The organism is Gemmobacter aquarius, assembly GCF_003060865.1.
Lineage (GTDB): Bacteria > Pseudomonadota > Alphaproteobacteria > Rhodobacterales > Rhodobacteraceae > Paragemmobacter > Paragemmobacter aquarius.
In genome coordinates this window covers 3,256,895-3,273,163 of record NZ_CP028918.1, presented here as the reverse complement: position 1 = coordinate 3,273,163, position 16,269 = coordinate 3,256,895, and the positions used below count along the sequence as shown (strand labels likewise).

Below are 16,269 nucleotides of genomic sequence, written 5' to 3'. Positions count from 1 at the left end.
AAGGGCGTGCCGTCGCGGCGGGTGAAGGTGGCGGTGCCTTGGGTGATTTCGACCTTCAGGTCGGCATCGCTGTAGGTGGCGGTTTCGCGGGGGCCTTGGTTCCGGCGACAAGGAAGCGGGCAGGCCCGCGCCCGCGGTTTATGAAATGGTGCCCGTCGGCGCGGCCTGCGGGAAAGGCCGCAGCCTCGCCCGGTTGCATCGGGTAATGGCCATTATCCATCACAAGGGTGCAGGTGCCTTGCAAAACCAGCACGAATTCATCCTCGGCCCTATGCCAATGGCGCAAGGACGACAGCGCGCCGGGGTCCAGCGTCACAAGGTTCACGCCGAACTGCCGCAACCCGCCTGCATCGCCCAGTCGCAGCGACGACCGCCCCGCCATCATCGCGGCAAAGGGCGGAGGGTAGATCGAGCCGGTCTTGACCGGCACATGGGCAAGGTCGAGCCTTGGCATCACACCCTCTCGATGATCGTGGCGGCCCCCATGCCGCTGGCGATGCACAGCGTGGCAAGGCCTGTGCTTTTGCCGGTGCGTTCCAACTCATCCAGCAGCGTGCCGATGATGATCGCCCCTGTCGCCCCGAGCGGGTGGCCCATGGCGATGGATCCGCCGCAGGGGTTCACGCGGGCGGGGTCGACATCGAAGGCCTGCATGAAGCGCAAGACGACCGAGGCGAAAGCCTCGTTCACCTCGAACAGGTCGATATCGTTGATAGCCATGCCCGCCTCGCGCAGGATCTTTTCGGTCACCGGCACGGGGCCGGTCAGCATGATCGTGGGATCGGTGCCGATCTTGGCGGTGGCGCGGATGCGGGCGCGCGGGCGCAGGCCATGGGCGCGGCCGAATTCCGCATCGCCGATCAGCAGGGCGGCGGCACCGTCGACGATGCCGCTTGAATTGCCGGCGTGGTGGATATGGTCGATCCGTTCCAGATGCGGGTATTTCATCAAGGCGACGCGGTCGAAGCCGGGCATGACCTCGCCCATCTCCTTGAAGGCGGGCTTCAAGGCGCCAAGCGTTTGCATGTCGGTGCCGGGGCGCATGTATTCGTCGCGGTCAAGGATCGGCAGGCCGTTCTGGTCCTGCACGGGGATGACCGAATTGGCAAAGCGCCCCTCCTCCCACGCAAGTGCCGCGCGGCGCTGGCTTTCGACGGCATAGGCATCGGCGGCCTCGCGGGTGATGCCGTATTCCGTAGCGATCAGGTCCGCCGAAATGCCCTGCGGGACAAAATAGGTCTTCATCGCCAGCGACGGGTCTACCGCAATTGCCGCCCCGTCCGACCCCATCGGCACGCGGCCCATCATCTCGACCCCGCCCGCGATATAGGCGTGGCCCGCCCCGCCCCGTACCTGCCCCGCGGCAAGGTTGACCGCCTCCATCCCGCTGGCGCAGAAACGGTTGACCGACAGGCCGGGGATCGCCTGATCCAGCCCCGACAGCAGCACCGCCGAACGGGCAAGGCAGCCGCCCTGTTCGCCCACTTGGGTGACATTGCCCCAGATCACATCCTCGACCGCAGCACCGGTCAGGCCGTTGCGTGTGGCGATGGCGTCGAGCATGCGGGCCGAGAGCGCCACGGCGGTGATCTCGTGCAAGGCGCCGTCTGGGCGGCCCTTGCCGCGCGGGCTGCGAAGGGCGTCGTAGATGAAGGCGTCGGACATGGTCATCTCCTTTAGGCGCGGTCGGCGGGGCTGCCGGGCATCAGGTCATAGGGCGGTTTCCAGCCGGGAAGGGCAGCGATGCGGCCCAGCCAACGGTCGATCGCGGGCCAGTCGGCGCGGGAAAAACCGAAGGGTTCGGGGTAGTAAAGGTATCCGCAGCACGACAGGTCGGCGATGGTGGGCGATGGGCCGACGATCCAGTCACGGCTGGACAGATGGCTGTCCAGCACGGCGTAGGCGTGTTTCAGGCGGGCTTGCAGAAAGGGAACCACGCCTTCGGGGCGCTTGTCTGCGGGCGCGAAATTCATCAGGAAGCGGCAGGTGCCCGCCTGTCCCGACAGCTTGTGATTGTCCCAGAACAGCCAGCGCAGAACCTCGGCCTGCTCATCGGGCGTCGCGCCGCCCATTCGACCGGTGACGGTGGCGATATGCGTCAGGATCACGCCCGACTGGGTCAGGACGCGGTCGCCATCAACCAGCACAGGCACCTCGCCCATCGGGTTGATCGCGCGAAAATCGGGCCGCCGCGTCCCGCCGTTGAAGAAATCGACATAGACAGCTTCCCACGGGCTCCCTGTCAGGGCCAGCGCCAGCGCGGCCTTGTAGGCATTGCCGCTTTCGCCGAAGCAATAGAGTTTCATGGCGTCGCTTTCTTTGGCCAAGCGCCGGGGGCCAGCCCCCGGACCCCCGGAGTATTTTTCGCAAGGATGAAACGGGTGGGTCGGATTGACGCTTTCTTAACCGTTCCGCGGCACAGTCCGGTCACGGTACAGGCTGGAGAGCCGATGACCGTCAAGGGTGAAGCCCCGTCTGGCCGTGGCGGACAAGTGTCGGCGGCCCGACGGGGTGGATCGCCCGCGATGCGCGCTTCAGGCCCACCTGTTGCGCGGCCATTCACCCTTGGCCAAATACTCATTCTTGACTCTGCCAAGGGTATCACCGTTTCCGATCCTCAAGCTCTGAATTGAACAGCCGCAGGCGGTGGGTCAGCGTGTCCTTGTCGATCACGCTGTCGAAATTCTCGAACAGGAAGGACAGGGCCTCGCCCTCGTCCAGCCCGGCCTCGGTGGCGAAGCGTTTAAGCTTGCGATAGCCGTCTTCGGTCATGGCGACCGGAAAGCGGCGTGTCAGGCGGAAGCGTTTCGGCATGGGGCACCTATTGGTCAGGACGGCGGGGTCAGGACAGGGCGCGAATTTTCGCAGAAAATTCGGGGTGGCCGCAGGTTAGAACGCTTCGGCTTTCAGCGCCATGACCGGACCTTCGCCCGACAGGATGCGGGTCAGGTGCAAGGCCGTGGCCGGAAGTTGGCGGGCCATGTAGTAGCGGCCCGTCGCAAGCTTTGACTCGAGGAAATCGCGGTCGGGGTGGCCTGCATCCAGTGCCGCAAGTGCCGCGCGGGCCATGCGCCCCCACATCAGTCCAAGGCAGACATGGCCCATCAGATGCAGGAAATCGGTGCTTCCCGCCAGCGCCGTATTGGGCGATTTCATCCCGTTTTCCATGAAATACATCGCTGCCGCCTGCAGGTCTTTGGACGACGCTTTCAAGGGTTCGGTAAAGCCTGCCATGCGCGGATCGGCGGCATTCTCGCGGTTGAAGGTCTTGACGAGGTCGAAAAACGCCATGATCGGCTTGCCACCATCCGCCGCCAGTTTGCGCCCCACCAGATCGAGCGCCTGCACCCCGTTCGCGCCTTCGTAGATCATGGCGATCCGCGCATCGCGGGCGAATTGCGACATGCCCCATTCCTCGATATAGCCATGCCCGCCGAACACCTGTTGCGCCGCGACGCAGGCATCGAACCCCTTGTCGGTCTGGAAACCCTTTATCACGGGCGTCAGCAGCGAGATCAGCCCTTCGGCTTGGGCATCCCCCAGACGCGAGGCGCGGTCGATCAGCGACGCGCCCCAGAAGGTCAGCGCGCGCGCCCCTTCGACGAAACTTTTCTGGTCCATCAGGCTGCGGCGGATGTCGGGGTGCACGATCAGCGGATCGGCGGGGCCAGCCGGGTTTGCAGCCCCCGTCACGGCGCGGCCCTGAAGGCGGTCGCGGGCATAGGTGGCGGCGCTTTGATAGGCGGCTTCGGCCACGGCATAGCCCTGCACGCCGACCCCGATGCGGGCTTCGTTCATCATGGTGAACATGGCGCGCATCCCCTTGTGCAAGCCCCCCAGCAGGTAGCCGGTCGCGCCATCATAATTCATCACGCAGGTGGCGTTGCCGTGGATGCCCATCTTGTGTTCCACCTTGCCCACCGTCACCCCGTTGCGCGGCCCGAGCGTGCCATCGTCATTCACCAGCCATTTCGGCACGATGAAGAGCGACACGCCCTTGGTCCCCTCGCCCCCGCCGGGTGCCTTTGCCAGCACGAGGTGGATGATGTTCTCGGCCATGTCATGCTCGCCCGCCGAGATGAAGATCTTTTGCCCCGTTATGCGGTAGCTGCCGTCGGCCTGCGGTTCGGCGCGGGTCCGCATCATGCCAAGATCGGTGCCGCAATGCGGTTCGGTCAGGTTCATCGTGCCGGTCCATGCGCCCGACACAAGGCGCGGCAGGTAGCGCGATTTCTGCGCGTCGGTCCCATGGACATGGATCGCGGAATAGGCGCCATGGGTCAGGCCCTGATACATGTTCAGCGACATGTTGGCGCCCACCAGCATTTCGCCCACCGCCGTGCCCATCAGATAGGGCAGACCCTGCCCGCCGTAAGCGGGATCGCAGTCGAGCGCGGTCCAGCCGCCCTCGCACAATTGCTTGTAGGCTTCGGCAAAGCCGGTGGGGGTGCGGACCACGCCGTTTTCCAAGCGGCAGCCTTCGCGGTCGCCCACGGGGTTGAGGGGGGCGAGCACCTCGGACGCGAGGCGTCCGGCTTCGGTCAGCACCGCTTCGGTAAAGGCGGGGTCGAGGTCGGCGTAGCCGGGAATGTCGCTGCCCGCGATGCCGAGCGTGTCGTGCAGCACGAATTGCATGTCTTTGACGGGGGCGGTGTAGGCGGGCATCGGGGCGCTCCTTAAACGGCGGCGTTTCGCATGGCCGCGAGGGCATTCGCGCCCCATGCCATTTCGTCTTTCAGTTCGGCGATGGCATCGTCGAGGTCGGCACGCTGGCGTTCCATCTGTGCCAGCCGCTCCTTTGCCATCGCATAGGTACGTGACAGTTGCGCTTCCTGCTGGCCGGTGTCGCGGTCGTACATTTCCAGAAGCTGGCGGATGTCTTCGAGGCTGAAGCCGAAGCGCTTGCCGCGCAGGATCAGTTTCAGCCGCGCGCGGTCACGATATGTGTAGAACCGCGCCGTGCCGCGCCGGACGGGGGCGAGCAGTTCCTGCGCTTCGTAAAAGCGCAGGGTGCGGGGGGTGACTTCGTATTGCCCGCACATCTGGCGGATGGTCAGAAGATCGTCTTTGCCGCAAGCCATGGGCGCTGTCCTGAAAAACCTTTGTCGTCTGACAAGAGCTTAGCAAGAAAGTTGACGTGAAGGTAAACGTGACGTGGCGTCACGAAGCGGGTGTCGCTGCGTCACGCAAGAAAGGGGTTGTAACCGGCTCAGTCGGGCAGGCGGGTCAGTTCCCCGGCCGCCGTGTCGCGCAACTTCCGCAAGTCTTCGATCGATGCCGCGAGTTGGGCCTGTTCGGCCTGCAGCGCGTCAAGCTGGCGGTCGGCCATGTCGATCCATGCCTGCAACTGCGGGCGCGTGCCCTTTTGGCGGTAGATCAGCAGCCATTGGCGGATTTCTTCAAGGCTGAAGCCGAAGCGGCGGCCGCGCAGGATCAGCGTCATGCGCGCCACCTCGCGCGGGCCGTAAAAGCGGGCGCGGCTGACCCGTTCGGGGGCGAGGAGTTCGATGTATTCGTAATAGCGCAGCGTGCGCGGCGTCACGTCGAAGCGGGCGCACATCTCTTTGAAGCTTAAGCGGGTGTCGGGGGGATCGGCCATGGGATGTCCTGCGCTAGCCCGCCGAGGATAGGCGAGGGCGGGCGTATCGCGCAACAGGGCTGCGACAGGGTTTCCGATGTTCGGGCGCTTGCCCTCTTGCGGTTCGTGCGGGCTGCGCGAATATGTGCTGCATGAGCGAACAGACCCTGACCCTTGCCCGCCGCTTCATCGAGGCCCTGCCCCATTCCCGTGCGCTGGGGATGGAGTTGCTGCGTTTCGGCCATGGCGAGGTGGTGATGACCATGCCCTATGATACGCGCTTTGTCGGTGATCCGGCGACCGGCGTCATGCACGGGGGCGCGGTTTCGGCGCTGATGGATACGGCCAGCGGGGCTGCGGTGATGTCGCACCCCGTGGGGCCGGTCTCGACCGCGACGCTGGATCTGCGGGTCGACTATTTCCGCCCCGCCACACCCGGCCAGACGATCACGGCGCGGGCGGTCTGTTACCACACCACGCGCACCGTGGCTTTCGTGCGGGTGACGGCAACGGACGAGGACGAGGCACGACCCGTGGCGGCGGCGACGGGGGCCTTTACGCTGAACCTGCCCAAGGGGGCTGTGTGATGCGCGAGCGGCCCGAACCTGTGCAGGTCATCAAGCAGCGGCGCGATGCGGCGCTGACCTCGCTTTGGTCGGGGGTGCCGTACATCCAGTATCTGGGCATCCGCTTTGACCGGCGCGGCGACGAGTTGACGGCCATTCTGCCCTTTGACGAAAAGCTTATCGGCAACCCCACGCTGCCCGCGCTGCATGGCGGGGCGATTGCGGCGTTTCTGGAAGTGGTGGCGATCATCGAACTGTCATGGTCGACGCTGTGGGAAGAGATGGAGGCGGGGCGGCTTGACCCCGCCACGATCACCGCCACCCCGCCGCGCCTGCCCAAGACCATCGATTTCACGGTCGATTACTTGCGGTCGGGCTTGCCGCGCGATGCCTATGCGCGGGCGCGGGTGAACCGGTCGGGACGGCGCTATGCATCGGTGCATGTCGAGGCGTGGCAGGACAACCGCGCCCGCCTTTTCGCGCAAGCTACGGGGCATTTCCTGATGCCGCCCGCGCCGGGTGAACCGGCGGAATAGCGGCTCAGGGCCGGTGGTTCACCGCACCCACGCGCCACTGCCCGCCCGCAAGGTCAAGCCGCGTGACCGACAGGTTGTCGATGGGCTGGGCCAGAACCTCGGCCCCTGAAACACCCATTGCTTGCTGAAGCTGGGTCAGGATCACGCCGAAATGCGCGACCACCACCACATCGCGGCCCCTGTGCGCGGTATGCAGGCGTTGGACCGCGCCCGACACCCGCGCCTGCGCCGTGTTCCAGCTTTCGCCACCGGGCGGGCAATGGTCGCCCGGGTCTTCCCAATAGGCGCGCGACAGGTCGGGGTGGGTTTCGGCAACCTGCGACCAGAGCTTTCCGTCCCAGTCGCCAAAGTGCAATTCGCGCAAGGCCGCGTCATGCGCCAGCCGCTCGCGCCCCGCAGCCACGGCATCGGCGGTGGCCACGGCGCGGATCAGGTCGGACGACACCAGCACCGCCCCCTGCGGCAGATAACCGTCAAGCCGCGCCAAGGCGGCAGTATCGGACAGATCGGCCGGCACGTCGCGCCAGCCGGTAAAGGCTTTCTCATGCGTCGGGCCGTGACGCACCCACCAGAAGCGCGTCACATCCACGGCGGAAGCTGCCCCTTCAGCACCATCGGCAGCCCCGCCATGACCCCAACCACCAGCCCCGCCTGCGCGGCGATCCGCTGATTGAGCCGCCCCTGCGCGTCGCGGAACCGTCGCGCCAGCGCATTGTCGGGAACGATGCCCCAACCCACCTCGTTCGACACGATGATGACGGGGGCCTTGCACCGCGCACAGGCGGCCAGCAGCGCGGTGCCTTCGGCGTCGAGATCGTGTTCGAAAAGGAGATGGTTCGTCAGCCAGAGCGTCGCGCAATCGATCAGCACCGCATCCTCTGGCCCCGCCGCGTCGAGGGCGGCGGACAGATCAAGCGGGGCTTCGACGGTGATCCAGTCTGCGCCCCGGTCGGTCTGGTGCTGCGCGATGCGGTCCCGCATCTCGTCATCCCATGCCTGCGCCGTGGCGATGTAACGGCGGGTTCGCCCGCTGCCGGTAACGATGGCTTCGGCCAGTCGCGATTTGCCCGATCTGGCGCCGCCCGTCACCAAGGACAAGCGGGAAAGCAAGATAGTTTCGTTACCGACTGATCCAGTCACCGCGTGGCCTCGTATCTATATCAAACGGCGAAATGAACCGCCGCAGTGTGATGTCTGACTGGGGGTTAAAAATGGCGCTCGACGGATATAACGACCAAACCATGTCCCGCCAAGCGATGCGGGCCGAATTGCTGACGGCGGAAGTCGAATTGCAACTGGCCTATGCGTGGCGCGACCGGCGCGACGAACAGGCGCTGCACCGTCTGGTCACCGCCTATATGCGATTGGCGATCAGCATGGCCGCAAAATTCCGCCGCTACGGCGCGCCGATGAACGACCTTATCCAGGAAGCGTCGCTCGGGTTGATGAAGGCCGCAGAAAAGTTCGATCCTGACCGTGGCGTGCGGTTTTCGACCTATGCCGTGTGGTGGATAAAGGCATCCATTCAGGATTATGTGATGCGGAACTGGTCGATGGTGCGGACCGGATCGACCAGCAGCCAGAAGGCGCTGTTCTTCAACCTGCGTCGCGTGCAGGCCAAGCTGGAGCGCGAGGCAAGCCAGCGCGGCGAAACGCTGGACCAGTTCCAGCTGCGTCAGATGGTGGCGACCGAAGTGGGCGTGTCGCTGTCGGATGTGGAAATGATGGAAGGCCGCCTTTCGGGGTCGGACTTCAGCCTGAACGCGGCGCAATCGTCGGACGAGGACGGGCGCGAGTGGATCGACGCTTTGGAAGATGAACAACCCCAAGCCGCCGAACAGGTCGAAGGCTCGCATGACGCCGCGCAGTTGCGCGACTGGCTGGTGAAAGCCATGCAATCTCTGAACAAGCGCGAACGCTACATCGTGGCCGAGCGCAAGCTGCGCGAAGAACCGCGCACGCTGGAAAGCCTCGGCCTCGAACTCGGCCTGTCGAAAGAGCGTGTGCGGCAGTTGGAAGCCGCTGCCTTTGCCAAGATGCGCCGCAGTCTGGAGAGCCAGTCGCGCGAGGTGCATCACTTCCTCGTATGATCCGCGCCGCGCTGTTTATGGCGTTGCTCGCGGGCCCTGCTATGGCCCGCGAGATCGTGGCGGGTGATCTGGACAGCTTGCCGCAGGTCGATGTTACCGTGCTGGGCGAGGTGCATGACAACCCCGTGCATCACGCCAATCAGGCGCGTGCCGTCGCGGCGATAGAACCGGCGGCGCTGGTGTTTGAAATGTTGTTGCCCGAACAGGCCAAGCGCGTGCCAGCCGACCGCAGCGATGCGGCGGCCATGGACAGGGCGCTGGGCTGGACCGCGCGGGGCTGGCCGGATTTCGCGCTGTATCAGCCGATCTTTGCCGCAGCGCCGCGTGCGCGGGTTTACGGTGCCGATGTGCCCGATGCCGATGTGCGCCGTGCGGCGACCGAGGGGGCGGCAAGCGTGCTTGACGGGTTCGGCTTGGCCGATGCCTTGCCCGCCGATGTGCAGGACGCGCGCGAGACCGAGCTTTGGGCAGCCCATTGCTTTGCCATGCCGAAAGCGGCGATGGGCGGCATGGTGCAGGTGCAACGTCTGCGCGACGCAAGTTTAGCCCGCGCCGCGATCCGTGCGCTGCGCGAGACGGGCGGGCCTGTCGTGGTGATCGCAGGGGCCGAACATGCGCGGTCGGACATCGGCGTTCCTGCGCTGGTGCATCTGGAAGTGCCCGCCGTCACGGTGCTTTCGGTGGGGCAGGTGGAAGGCGGCAGCAGCCGCCAGCCCTTTGATCTGTGGATCGTGACCGAAGGGGTCAAGGGGCGGGGCGACCCCTGCGAAGGGTTCGGGTCGACGACCGGTTAAAGTGGTGTTTGCGCGGCGCTGCGCCCGTCTGCATCAGCTGTGCATCACTTGTGCAGCACCGTGCCCGCAGACCGGACAATCGGCGCGGGAATGGACAGCGATCACCCGCGTCTCGGCATAAAGCGCGTCATGAATCATCAATCGCCCGCGCAGCGTTTCGCCCGCGCCGGTGATATGCTTGACCGCTTCCATCGCCATCATCGCGCCGATGATGCCGGGCAGGGGGGCCGCAACCCCCGCCTCGGCGCAGGATGGAACCATTCCGGGGGCGGGGCGGGTGGGAAAGACGCATTCGTAGCAGGGCGCGTTTTGCGCCGGATCGAACAGGGAAAGCTGACCCTCCCATTGAGTTATTGCGCCTGTTATCAACGGCATGCCCAGTTTTGCCGCGATGCGGTTGACCATATAGCGGGTGTCGAAATTGTCGGTGCCGTCAAGGATCAGGTCATAATCGGCAAACAGCGTTCCGGCGTCCGCCTCGGTCAGGCGGCGGTGATAGGGGCGCACCTCGATGAACGGGTTTAGCGCACGCATGGCGGTTTCGGCCGAGAACACCTTGGGCATCCCGATGCGCTGGTCGGCGTGGATGATCTGGCGTTGCAGGTTCGATCCGTCGACCATGTCATCATCGACCACCCCGATGACCCCCACCCCCGCCCCTGCGAGGTAAAGCAGCGCAGGACTGCCCAAGCCCCCGGCGCCGATGACCAAGACCTTGGAATCCTTCAGTTTCCTTTGCCCCGCCCCGCCGATTTCGCGCAGCATGATATGGCGCGAATAGCGGTCGAGTTCGACGGGGCGGAAGGCTGGGGCCTTGGTTTCCTCGGGCTGCGCCTTGGGTGACGCCTTGGCGCGCAGCGCGGAAAGGCCGCGACGGTAGACCAACGACAGGGCAATCAGAATGCCCAGCATCACCCAGATACGCGCATCCTCTCCGGTGGCCATCCGCAGGGGGTGACCGTCAGGCAGGGTGCTGTGCAGGGTGATGACCGCCAGCCACAACAGCCCGATCAGGCCAAGACGCAGCGCCCTTGGCGCGCGAAGTGCCGCGCCCAGCCCCCAGACCATCGCGGCAAGCCCGAGGACGAGGATCATGCTTTGCCCGTCGAGCCGAAACCGCCCGCCCCGCGTGCCGTTTCGCTTAATCTTTCAACCACTTGGAATCTCGCCTGAAGGACCGGGGCAACCACCATCTGCGCGATGCGGTCGCCGTGGCGGATGATATAGGGCTGGTCGGACAGGTTGACCAAGGCAACCCCCAAGGGACCGCGATAATCGCTGTCGATGGTGCCCGGCGTGTTGGGCAGGGTGATGCCATGTTTCAGCGCAAGGCCGGAACGGGGGCGGATCTGGATTTCGTAACCTGCGGGAATCTCGACACGAATTCCGGTGGGCGCGATCAGGCGCTGCATGGGGGCCAGCGTGATGCCAGTCTCGCGCTGGTCTTGCGGCAGATTGGCGCGGATGTCGGCCCCTGCCGCGCCGGGGGTTTCATAAGCGGGCAGGGGCAGGCTGCGGTCGGCCCAATCCTCCCACAGGATGTTGATGGTCGGGTTCATGCCAGCGCCTCGGCGATGCGGGCCGCAAGGCGGCGGGCGACTTCGTCCTTGGGCAGGCGGGGCCAGACTTCGGCACCGGACGCCGACAGGATGGTGACGGCGTTTTCGGCGCCCCCCATGATGCCGGTGGCGGGAGAGACATCGTTGGCGACGATCCAGTCGCAGCCCTTGCGGGCGAGTTTGGCTGCCGCGTGGGACAGCACGTCGTCGGTTTCGGCGGCAAAGCCGATCACCAGTTTGGGGCGCTGTTTTGATGCCGATGTGTCGCGCAGGATGTCGGGGTTTTCAATGAATTGCAGGGCGGGGGCTTGGCCGGTGCCGTCTTTCTTCATCTTGCTGTCCGATGCATTGGCAACGCGCCAATCGGCCACGGCGGCGGCCATGACGGCGGCGTCGGCGGGCAGGGCGGCTGCAACGGCGGCGGCCATTTGGGCGGCGGTTTCGACGCGGATCACCGTCACGCCCTGTGGCGGCGGCACCGATGCGGGGCCGGTGACGAAGCTGACGCTTGCGCCCAGGTCGCGCAGGGCGGCGGCTATGGCCGACCCTTGCGCGCCCGACGAGCGGTTGGCGATGTAGCGCACGGGGTCGATGGCTTCATGCGTGGGGCCGGAGGTGACGATGATGTGCTTGCCCGACAGGGGACCAACCGTCAGCATCGCGCGGATGCCGGCGAGGATCGCTGCGGGTTCCGACAGGCGGCCCGGCCCGTATTCACCGCAGGCCATCTCGCCATCGTCGGGGCCTATCAGGCGGGTGCCATCGGCTTGGATTCGCTTGATATTGCGCTGCGTGGCGGGGTGTTGCCACATGCGGACATTCATCGCAGGGGCGACCAGAACGGGCGTGTCGGTCGCCAGAAGCAGGGTCGAGGCGAGGTCGTCTGCGCGGCCCTGCGCCATGCGGGCGATCAGATCGGCGGTGGCGGGGGCAACCACGATCAGGTCGGCCACGCGGGAAAGCTGGATATGGCCCATCTCGGCCTCATCCGTCAGGTCGAAAAGGTCGGTATAGACCTTTTCCCCTGCGAGGGCCGAGACGGAAAGGGGTGTCACGAATTCGGCGGCGGCGCGTGTCATGACTGGCGTGACGGCGGCACCTTGGCCGCGCAGAAGGCGGATGAGTTCCAGCGCCTTGTAAGCGGCGATGCCGCCGCCGATGATCAGAAGAACGCGCTTTTCGGCCAGCATGGGCAAGGCTCCGGCAAAGGGTTGTGCAAGGTTTAGGCGGCGGGGGCCGATAACTCAACCGCTGCCTTTGCTGCGCCTTGCCAGCGGGGTAAGCCGCGCCATAGTGTTCGTCGATGATTTTGTGACAGGGAGACTGCGATGAAGTTTGTTGCTGCTGTTCTTGCTATGGCGCTGGGGGCGGGGGCCGCCGTGGCGCAGGACCTGCCCGATCTGGCAGGCCGTGAAGTGGTGATCGTGACCGAAAACGCTTATCCGCCGCTGCAATTTCTGGACAAGGACGGCAAGGCGATCGGCTGGGAATATGACGCCTTGGCCGAAATGGCAAAGCGGCTGAACATGACCGTGAAATATGAAAACATCAGCTGGGACGCGATGATTCCGGCGGTGTCGGAAGGCCAGTTCGACATGGGCATGACCGGCATCACCATCAAGGACGAGCGCAAGGAGGCGGTCGATTTCAGCGATCCCTATATGCGGTCGGAAATGCTGATGATCGTGCGCGGTGACGAGGCGCGCTTCACCGATGCGGCTTCGTTCGCGGCCTTGCCGGACCTTCTGGTGTCGGCGCAGCCCGGCACTTCGCCGTTCTACGCGGCGATCTACAACATCCTGGACGGTAACGAGGAAAACCCGCGCGTGGTGAAGTTCGAGACCTTTGGCGCGGGGCTCGAGGCGTTGAAGGTAGGTGACGTGGACCTGACGCTGTCGGATTCGACCGCCGCCAACGGCTACGTCGGGGCGTCGAATGGCGGGCTGAAGATCATCGGCGAGCCGCTGGCGAGCGAAGATTTCGGCTTCATATTCCCCAAGGGGTCGGACCTTGTCGCCCCGATGAACGCGGCGATTGCGGCGATGAAGGCGGATGGCACGATGGATGCGCTGAACCAGAAGTGGTTCGTCGACTACAAGATGAGCGAATGAGCCTTACGCGCCCTGCCAGATCAGGCGGGGCGCGGTATCCGTGATGGGTCCGCAAAACCAGCCCGACAAGGATTTTCCGTGGTGGCTCCTCTGCGTTGTCGCAGTGGGGCTTTGGCTGTTTTACGAGGTACTGGCGGATGCCGATTATGCGGCGGTGCTGGGCACGCTGTCGGCGGGGATAAAGATCACGGTTCTGGTGTCGGTCTTTGCCTATGTGACGGCCTGTTGCATGGGGCTGCTTCTGGCGGTGGGGTCGATGTCGCGGTTGCGGGTGCTGCGGCAGCTGTGCCGGTTCTATATCGAGGTGATGCGCGGCGTGCCGATCATCGTCTTGCTGCTTTACGTGGCTTTCGTGCTGGTTCCGGCGCTGGTGGCGGGGTGGAACTGGCTGGCCGAGCCTTTGGGGCTGGACATGGCGCGGGCGCGGGATGTGCCGCTGCTTTACCGTGCGGTGCTGGCGCTGTGTCTGGCCTATTCGGCCTTTCTGGCCGAGATTTTCCGCGCCGGATTGCAGGCCGTGGACAAGGGCCAGATCGAGGCCGCGCAGGCGCTGGGCCTGTCGGGGTGGCAGCGGTTCCGCCATATCGTCTTTCCGCAGGCCTTCCGGACGGTGCTGCCGCCGCTTGGCAATGATTTCGTGGCGATGGTGAAGGACAGCTCGCTGGTGTCTGTGCTGGGCGTGGGCGACGTGACGCAACTCGCCAAGGTGACGGCAGCGGGGAATTTCAAGTATTTCGAGACCTATAACGTGGCGGCGCTGATTTACCTCACGATGACCATCGGGCTAAGCCTGCTGATGCGGCAGCTGGAAGAGCGGTTGAAGGCGCGGCAGGAGCGCTAGGGCGTGGCAGCGGGGGCCAGCCCCCGCACCCCCGGAGTATTTGTGCAAGGATGAAGGGGTGGACGCGGGCGATCCTGCTGCCTAGTTTTGCGTCAAAAGGAGTTCCCGTCATGACCAATCCGTTGCTTGCCCCGTGGACTGCGCCGTTTGGCCTGCCGCCCTTTGCCGATATCCGTGACGAGGATTTTGGCCCTGCCTTCGATGCGGTTCTGGCCGAAGCGCGGGGGAATATCGCGGCGATTGCAGGCAGCGCGGATGTGCCCACCTTTGCCAATACGATTGCGGCGCTGGAACTGGCCGAGGCGGGATTGGACCGCGTGTCGGGGGTGTTTTACAACCTTGCGGGGGCTGACAGCACCGAGGCGCGCGAGGGTTTGATGCGGGAATTGGCGCCCAAGATGTCGGCCTTTGCATCCGAGGTGACGAACAACAAGGCGCTGTTTGCGCGGATCGACGATCTTTGGGCGCGGCGTGATGCGTTGGGGTTGGGGGCGGAGGAGATGCGGGTGCTGACCCTCTATCGGCGCATGTTCGTGCGGTCGGGGGCAGAACTGACCGGCGAGGCGGCAGAGCGGTTGACGGCGGTGAAATCGCGGCTGGCTGTGCTTGGCACGGCCTTTGGTCAGAACCTGCTGGCGGACGAGCGCGAGTGGTTCATGGTGCTGGCCGAAGAGGACTTGGCGGGGTTGCCGGATTTCGTGGTAGCCGCCGCGCGGGCGGCAGGGGTCGAGCGCGGGCAGAACGGGCCGGTGGTGACGTTGAACCGCAGCCTGATCGTGCCGTTTTTGCAATTCTCGCCCCGCCGTGCGTTGCGGCGGCAGGCCTATGAGGCTTGGGTTGCGCGGGGGGCGAATGGCAATGCGGCGGACAATCGGGGGATTGCGGCCGAGATATTGGCGCTGCGTGAAGAGCGGGCGAAGCTGCTGGGTTATGCCAGCTTTGCCGATTTCAAGCTGGAACCGGAAATGGCCAAGACGCCCGAGGCGGTGCGGGGCTTGCTGATGCGGGTGTGGGAGCCTGCAAAGCGCAAGGCGCTGGCCGATGCCGCCGTGCTCGAGGCGATGCTGGTCGCGGATGGCGAGGCGGGGCCGCTGGAGGCTTGGGACTGGCGCTATTACAGCGAAAGGCGCCGCAAGGCCGAGCATGACTTGGACGAGGCGGCGTTGAAGCCGTATCTGTCGCTGGATGCGATGCTGGGGGCGCAGTTCGACTGTGCGAACCGGCTGTTCGGGCTGGAATTCCGCGAGATCGACGGGCCGTTCTACCACCCCGATGTGCGCGGATGGGAGGTTACCCGTGCGGGTAAGCATGTGGCGGTGTTTCTGGGCGATTACTTCGCGCGGTCGTCGAAACGGTCGGGGGCGTGGTGTTCGGCGATGCGGTCGCAGAAGAAGCTGGGCGGCGATGTGCGGCCCATCGTGGTGAATGTGTGCAATTTCGCCAAGGGAGATCCGGCGCTTTTGTCATATGACGATGCGCGCACGCTGTTTCACGAATTCGGCCATGCGTTGCACCAGATGCTGTCGGATGTGACGTTCGGGTTCATCTCGGGCACCAGCGTCGCGCGGGACTTTGTGGAATTGCCGAGCCAGCTTTACGAGCATTGGCTGGAAGTGCCCGAGGTGCTGGAAAAGCACGCGCGGCACTGGCAGACGGGCGCGGCGATGCCTGCCGACATGATGAAGCGGCTGCTGGCGGCGGGGACTTACGACCAAGGGTTCGCCACGGTGGAATTCGTATCCTCGGCGCTGGTTGATCTGGCATTCCACGAGGGGGCGGCGCCTGCCGACCCGATGGCGAAGCAGGCCGAGGTGCTGGAGGGGTTGGGCATGCCGCGCGCGATCCGCATGCGGCACGCCACACCGCATTTCGCGCATGTCTTTTCGGGCGACGGCTATTCGTCGGGATACTACAGCTACATGTGGTCGGAAGTGATGGATGCCGATGCCTTTGCCGCCTTCGAAGAGGCGGGTGGGCCGTTCGATCCCGGGGTCGCGGCGCTTCTGGAAAAGCACATCCTGTCGGCGGGCGGATCGGAGGAGGCGGAGGTGCTTTACACCCGTTTTCGCGGCAAGATGCCGGGGGTCGAGGCGCTGCTGAAGGGGCGCGGCTTGCTGGATGCGGCGTGAGGGGTGACAGCGCCGGGGACTTTGCCCCCGGACCCTCAGGATATTTGAGGACAGAAAATGAAGGG

At 65.1% G+C, this 16,269-nt stretch carries 19 protein-coding genes; 7 read left to right on the top strand and 12 right to left on the bottom strand.

Features of this window, described 5'->3' with window-relative positions; all coding sequences use genetic code 11:
• Positions 1 to 55: 55 nt before the first annotated feature.
• The 7 genes from HYN69_RS15765 to HYN69_RS15735 all read right to left on the bottom strand — a co-directional run bounded on the left by HYN69_RS15765 (position 56) and on the right by HYN69_RS15735 (position 5,599).
• Positions 56 to 454, bottom strand: coding sequence for a cupin domain-containing protein (locus tag HYN69_RS15765; RefSeq protein WP_329608586.1), 399 nt, complete (start codon positions 452 to 454; stop codon positions 56 to 58).
• Complete coding sequence (locus HYN69_RS15760) at positions 454 to 1,665, bottom strand: acetyl-CoA C-acetyltransferase (RefSeq protein WP_108437257.1); 1,212 nt, start codon at positions 1,663 to 1,665, stop codon at positions 454 to 456. The genes HYN69_RS15765 and HYN69_RS15760 overlap by 1 nt, the downstream gene beginning before the upstream one ends.
• An 11-nt stretch (positions 1,666 to 1,676) precedes the next feature.
• Complete coding sequence (locus tag HYN69_RS15755; RefSeq protein ID WP_108437256.1) at positions 1,677 to 2,306, bottom strand: glutathione S-transferase family protein; 630 nt, start codon at positions 2,304 to 2,306, stop codon at positions 1,677 to 1,679.
• Between the two features lie 295 nt (positions 2,307 to 2,601).
• Positions 2,602 to 2,814: a hypothetical protein gene (locus HYN69_RS15750; RefSeq protein ID WP_108436581.1), complete on the bottom strand. Its 213-nt coding sequence runs from the start codon at positions 2,812 to 2,814 to the stop codon at positions 2,602 to 2,604.
• A 75-nt stretch (positions 2,815 to 2,889) separates the two neighbouring features.
• Positions 2,890 to 4,665, bottom strand: a complete 1,776-nt coding sequence (locus tag HYN69_RS15745; protein ID WP_108436580.1) for an acyl-CoA dehydrogenase C-terminal domain-containing protein — start codon at positions 4,663 to 4,665, stop codon at positions 2,890 to 2,892.
• Positions 4,666 to 4,676: 11 nt separating this feature from the next.
• The gene (locus tag HYN69_RS15740; protein ID WP_108436579.1) at positions 4,677 to 5,081 is read right to left on the bottom strand and encodes a MerR family transcriptional regulator; all 405 of its coding nucleotides are present in this window, start codon (positions 5,079 to 5,081) and stop codon (positions 4,677 to 4,679) included.
• A 128-nt stretch (positions 5,082 to 5,209) separates the two neighbouring features.
• Positions 5,210 to 5,599 (bottom strand): MerR family transcriptional regulator, encoded by a 390-nt coding sequence (locus tag HYN69_RS15735; RefSeq protein ID WP_108436578.1) that lies wholly within the window; start codon positions 5,597 to 5,599, stop codon positions 5,210 to 5,212.
• 131 nt (positions 5,600 to 5,730) lie between these two features.
• On the opposite strand from HYN69_RS15735, the gene HYN69_RS15730 reads away from it, so the two are divergent.
• Both HYN69_RS15730 and HYN69_RS15725 read left to right on the top strand, forming a co-directional pair.
• Entirely contained in the window at positions 5,731 to 6,165 is a 435-nt protein-coding gene (locus HYN69_RS15730; RefSeq protein WP_108436577.1) for a PaaI family thioesterase, read from the top strand.
• Entirely contained in the window at positions 6,162 to 6,680 is a 519-nt protein-coding gene (locus HYN69_RS15725) for a PaaI family thioesterase (protein WP_108436576.1), read from the top strand. The genes HYN69_RS15730 and HYN69_RS15725 overlap by 4 nt, the downstream gene beginning before the upstream one ends.
• A gap of 4 nt (positions 6,681 to 6,684) precedes the next feature.
• Here HYN69_RS15725 and HYN69_RS15720 read toward each other — a convergent pair whose 3' ends face one another.
• A complete protein-coding gene (locus HYN69_RS15720; RefSeq protein ID WP_108437255.1) occupies positions 6,685 to 7,263 on the bottom strand; it encodes a histidine phosphatase family protein in 579 nt (192 codons plus the stop codon).
• Entirely contained in the window at positions 7,260 to 7,772 is a 513-nt protein-coding gene (gene cobU / locus HYN69_RS15715; protein WP_407925260.1) for a bifunctional adenosylcobinamide kinase/adenosylcobinamide-phosphate guanylyltransferase, read from the bottom strand. The genes HYN69_RS15720 and cobU overlap by 4 nt, the downstream gene beginning before the upstream one ends.
• 119 nt (positions 7,773 to 7,891) lie before the next feature.
• On the opposite strand from cobU, the gene HYN69_RS15710 reads away from it, so the two are divergent.
• Both HYN69_RS15710 and HYN69_RS15705 read left to right on the top strand, forming a co-directional pair.
• Positions 7,892 to 8,770, top strand: a complete 879-nt coding sequence (locus tag HYN69_RS15710; protein ID WP_108437254.1) for an RNA polymerase factor sigma-32 — start codon at positions 7,892 to 7,894, stop codon at positions 8,768 to 8,770.
• Between the two features lie 41 nt (positions 8,771 to 8,811).
• On the top strand, positions 8,812 to 9,564 hold the full coding sequence (locus HYN69_RS15705; protein WP_230426441.1) for a ChaN family lipoprotein: 753 nt from the start codon (positions 8,812 to 8,814) through the stop codon (positions 9,562 to 9,564).
• 33 nt (positions 9,565 to 9,597) lie between these two features.
• Here HYN69_RS15705 and HYN69_RS15700 read toward each other — a convergent pair whose 3' ends face one another.
• From HYN69_RS15700 to coaBC, 3 genes are read right to left on the bottom strand one after another with little or no spacing between them, the layout of a single operon-like run.
• On the bottom strand, positions 9,598 to 10,659 hold the full coding sequence (locus HYN69_RS15700; RefSeq protein WP_108436573.1) for a HesA/MoeB/ThiF family protein: 1,062 nt from the start codon (positions 10,657 to 10,659) through the stop codon (positions 9,598 to 9,600).
• Positions 10,656 to 11,123 carry a dUTP diphosphatase gene (dut, locus tag HYN69_RS15695; protein WP_108436572.1) on the bottom strand — a complete coding sequence of 156 codons (468 nt, stop codon included), beginning with the start codon at positions 11,121 to 11,123 and terminating at the stop codon, positions 10,656 to 10,658. The genes HYN69_RS15700 and dut overlap by 4 nt, the downstream gene beginning before the upstream one ends.
• Positions 11,120 to 12,313, bottom strand: a complete 1,194-nt coding sequence (gene coaBC / locus HYN69_RS15690; RefSeq protein WP_108436571.1) for a bifunctional phosphopantothenoylcysteine decarboxylase/phosphopantothenate--cysteine ligase CoaBC — start codon at positions 12,311 to 12,313, stop codon at positions 11,120 to 11,122. The genes dut and coaBC overlap by 4 nt, the downstream gene beginning before the upstream one ends.
• Positions 12,314 to 12,451: 138 nt before the next feature.
• Between coaBC and HYN69_RS15685 the strand changes: the two genes are divergently transcribed.
• From HYN69_RS15685 to HYN69_RS15675, 3 genes are all read left to right on the top strand, one after another.
• Complete coding sequence (locus HYN69_RS15685; protein WP_108436570.1) at positions 12,452 to 13,234, top strand: transporter substrate-binding domain-containing protein; 783 nt, start codon at positions 12,452 to 12,454, stop codon at positions 13,232 to 13,234.
• Between the two features lie 43 nt (positions 13,235 to 13,277).
• Entirely contained in the window at positions 13,278 to 14,075 is a 798-nt protein-coding gene (locus HYN69_RS15680; protein ID WP_108436569.1) for an amino acid ABC transporter permease, read from the top strand.
• 110 nt (positions 14,076 to 14,185) lie between these two features.
• The gene (locus HYN69_RS15675; protein ID WP_108436568.1) at positions 14,186 to 16,204 is read left to right on the top strand and encodes a M3 family metallopeptidase; all 2,019 of its coding nucleotides are present in this window, start codon (positions 14,186 to 14,188) and stop codon (positions 16,202 to 16,204) included.
• Positions 16,205 to 16,269: the final 65 nt, after the last annotated feature.

Excerpts from the sequence above, each read along its gene's own strand:
- HYN69_RS15700 (WP_108436573.1), bottom strand. The coding sequence starts at position 10,659 with ATGATCCTCGTCCTCGGGCTTGCCGCGATGGTCTGGGGGCTGGGCGCG.
- HYN69_RS15730 (WP_108436577.1), top strand. The coding sequence starts at position 5,731 with ATGAGCGAACAGACCCTGACCCTTGCCCGCCGCTTCATCGAGGCCCTG.
- HYN69_RS15705 (WP_230426441.1), top strand. The coding sequence starts at position 8,812 with ATGGCCCGCGAGATCGTGGCGGGTGATCTGGACAGCTTGCCGCAGGTC.
- HYN69_RS15760 (WP_108437257.1), bottom strand. The coding sequence starts at position 1,665 with ATGTCCGACGCCTTCATCTACGACGCCCTTCGCAGCCCGCGCGGCAAG.
- HYN69_RS15745 (WP_108436580.1), bottom strand. The coding sequence starts at position 4,665 with ATGCCCGCCTACACCGCCCCCGTCAAAGACATGCAATTCGTGCTGCAC.
- HYN69_RS15680 (WP_108436569.1), top strand. The coding sequence starts at position 13,278 with ATGGGTCCGCAAAACCAGCCCGACAAGGATTTTCCGTGGTGGCTCCTC.
- HYN69_RS15750 (WP_108436581.1), bottom strand. The coding sequence starts at position 2,814 with ATGCCGAAACGCTTCCGCCTGACACGCCGCTTTCCGGTCGCCATGACC.
- HYN69_RS15755 (WP_108437256.1), bottom strand. The coding sequence starts at position 2,306 with ATGAAACTCTATTGCTTCGGCGAAAGCGGCAATGCCTACAAGGCCGCG.
- coaBC (WP_108436571.1), bottom strand. The coding sequence starts at position 12,313 with ATGCTGGCCGAAAAGCGCGTTCTTCTGATCATCGGCGGCGGCATCGCC.
- HYN69_RS15735 (WP_108436578.1), bottom strand. The coding sequence starts at position 5,599 with ATGGCCGATCCCCCCGACACCCGCTTAAGCTTCAAAGAGATGTGCGCC.
- dut (WP_108436572.1), bottom strand. The coding sequence starts at position 11,123 with ATGAACCCGACCATCAACATCCTGTGGGAGGATTGGGCCGACCGCAGC.
- HYN69_RS15740 (WP_108436579.1), bottom strand. The coding sequence starts at position 5,081 with ATGGCTTGCGGCAAAGACGATCTTCTGACCATCCGCCAGATGTGCGGG.
- HYN69_RS15765 (WP_329608586.1), bottom strand. The coding sequence starts at position 454 with ATGCCAAGGCTCGACCTTGCCCATGTGCCGGTCAAGACCGGCTCGATC.
- HYN69_RS15685 (WP_108436570.1), top strand. The coding sequence starts at position 12,452 with ATGAAGTTTGTTGCTGCTGTTCTTGCTATGGCGCTGGGGGCGGGGGCC.
- HYN69_RS15710 (WP_108437254.1), top strand. The coding sequence starts at position 7,892 with ATGGCGCTCGACGGATATAACGACCAAACCATGTCCCGCCAAGCGATG.
- HYN69_RS15675 (WP_108436568.1), top strand. The coding sequence starts at position 14,186 with ATGACCAATCCGTTGCTTGCCCCGTGGACTGCGCCGTTTGGCCTGCCG.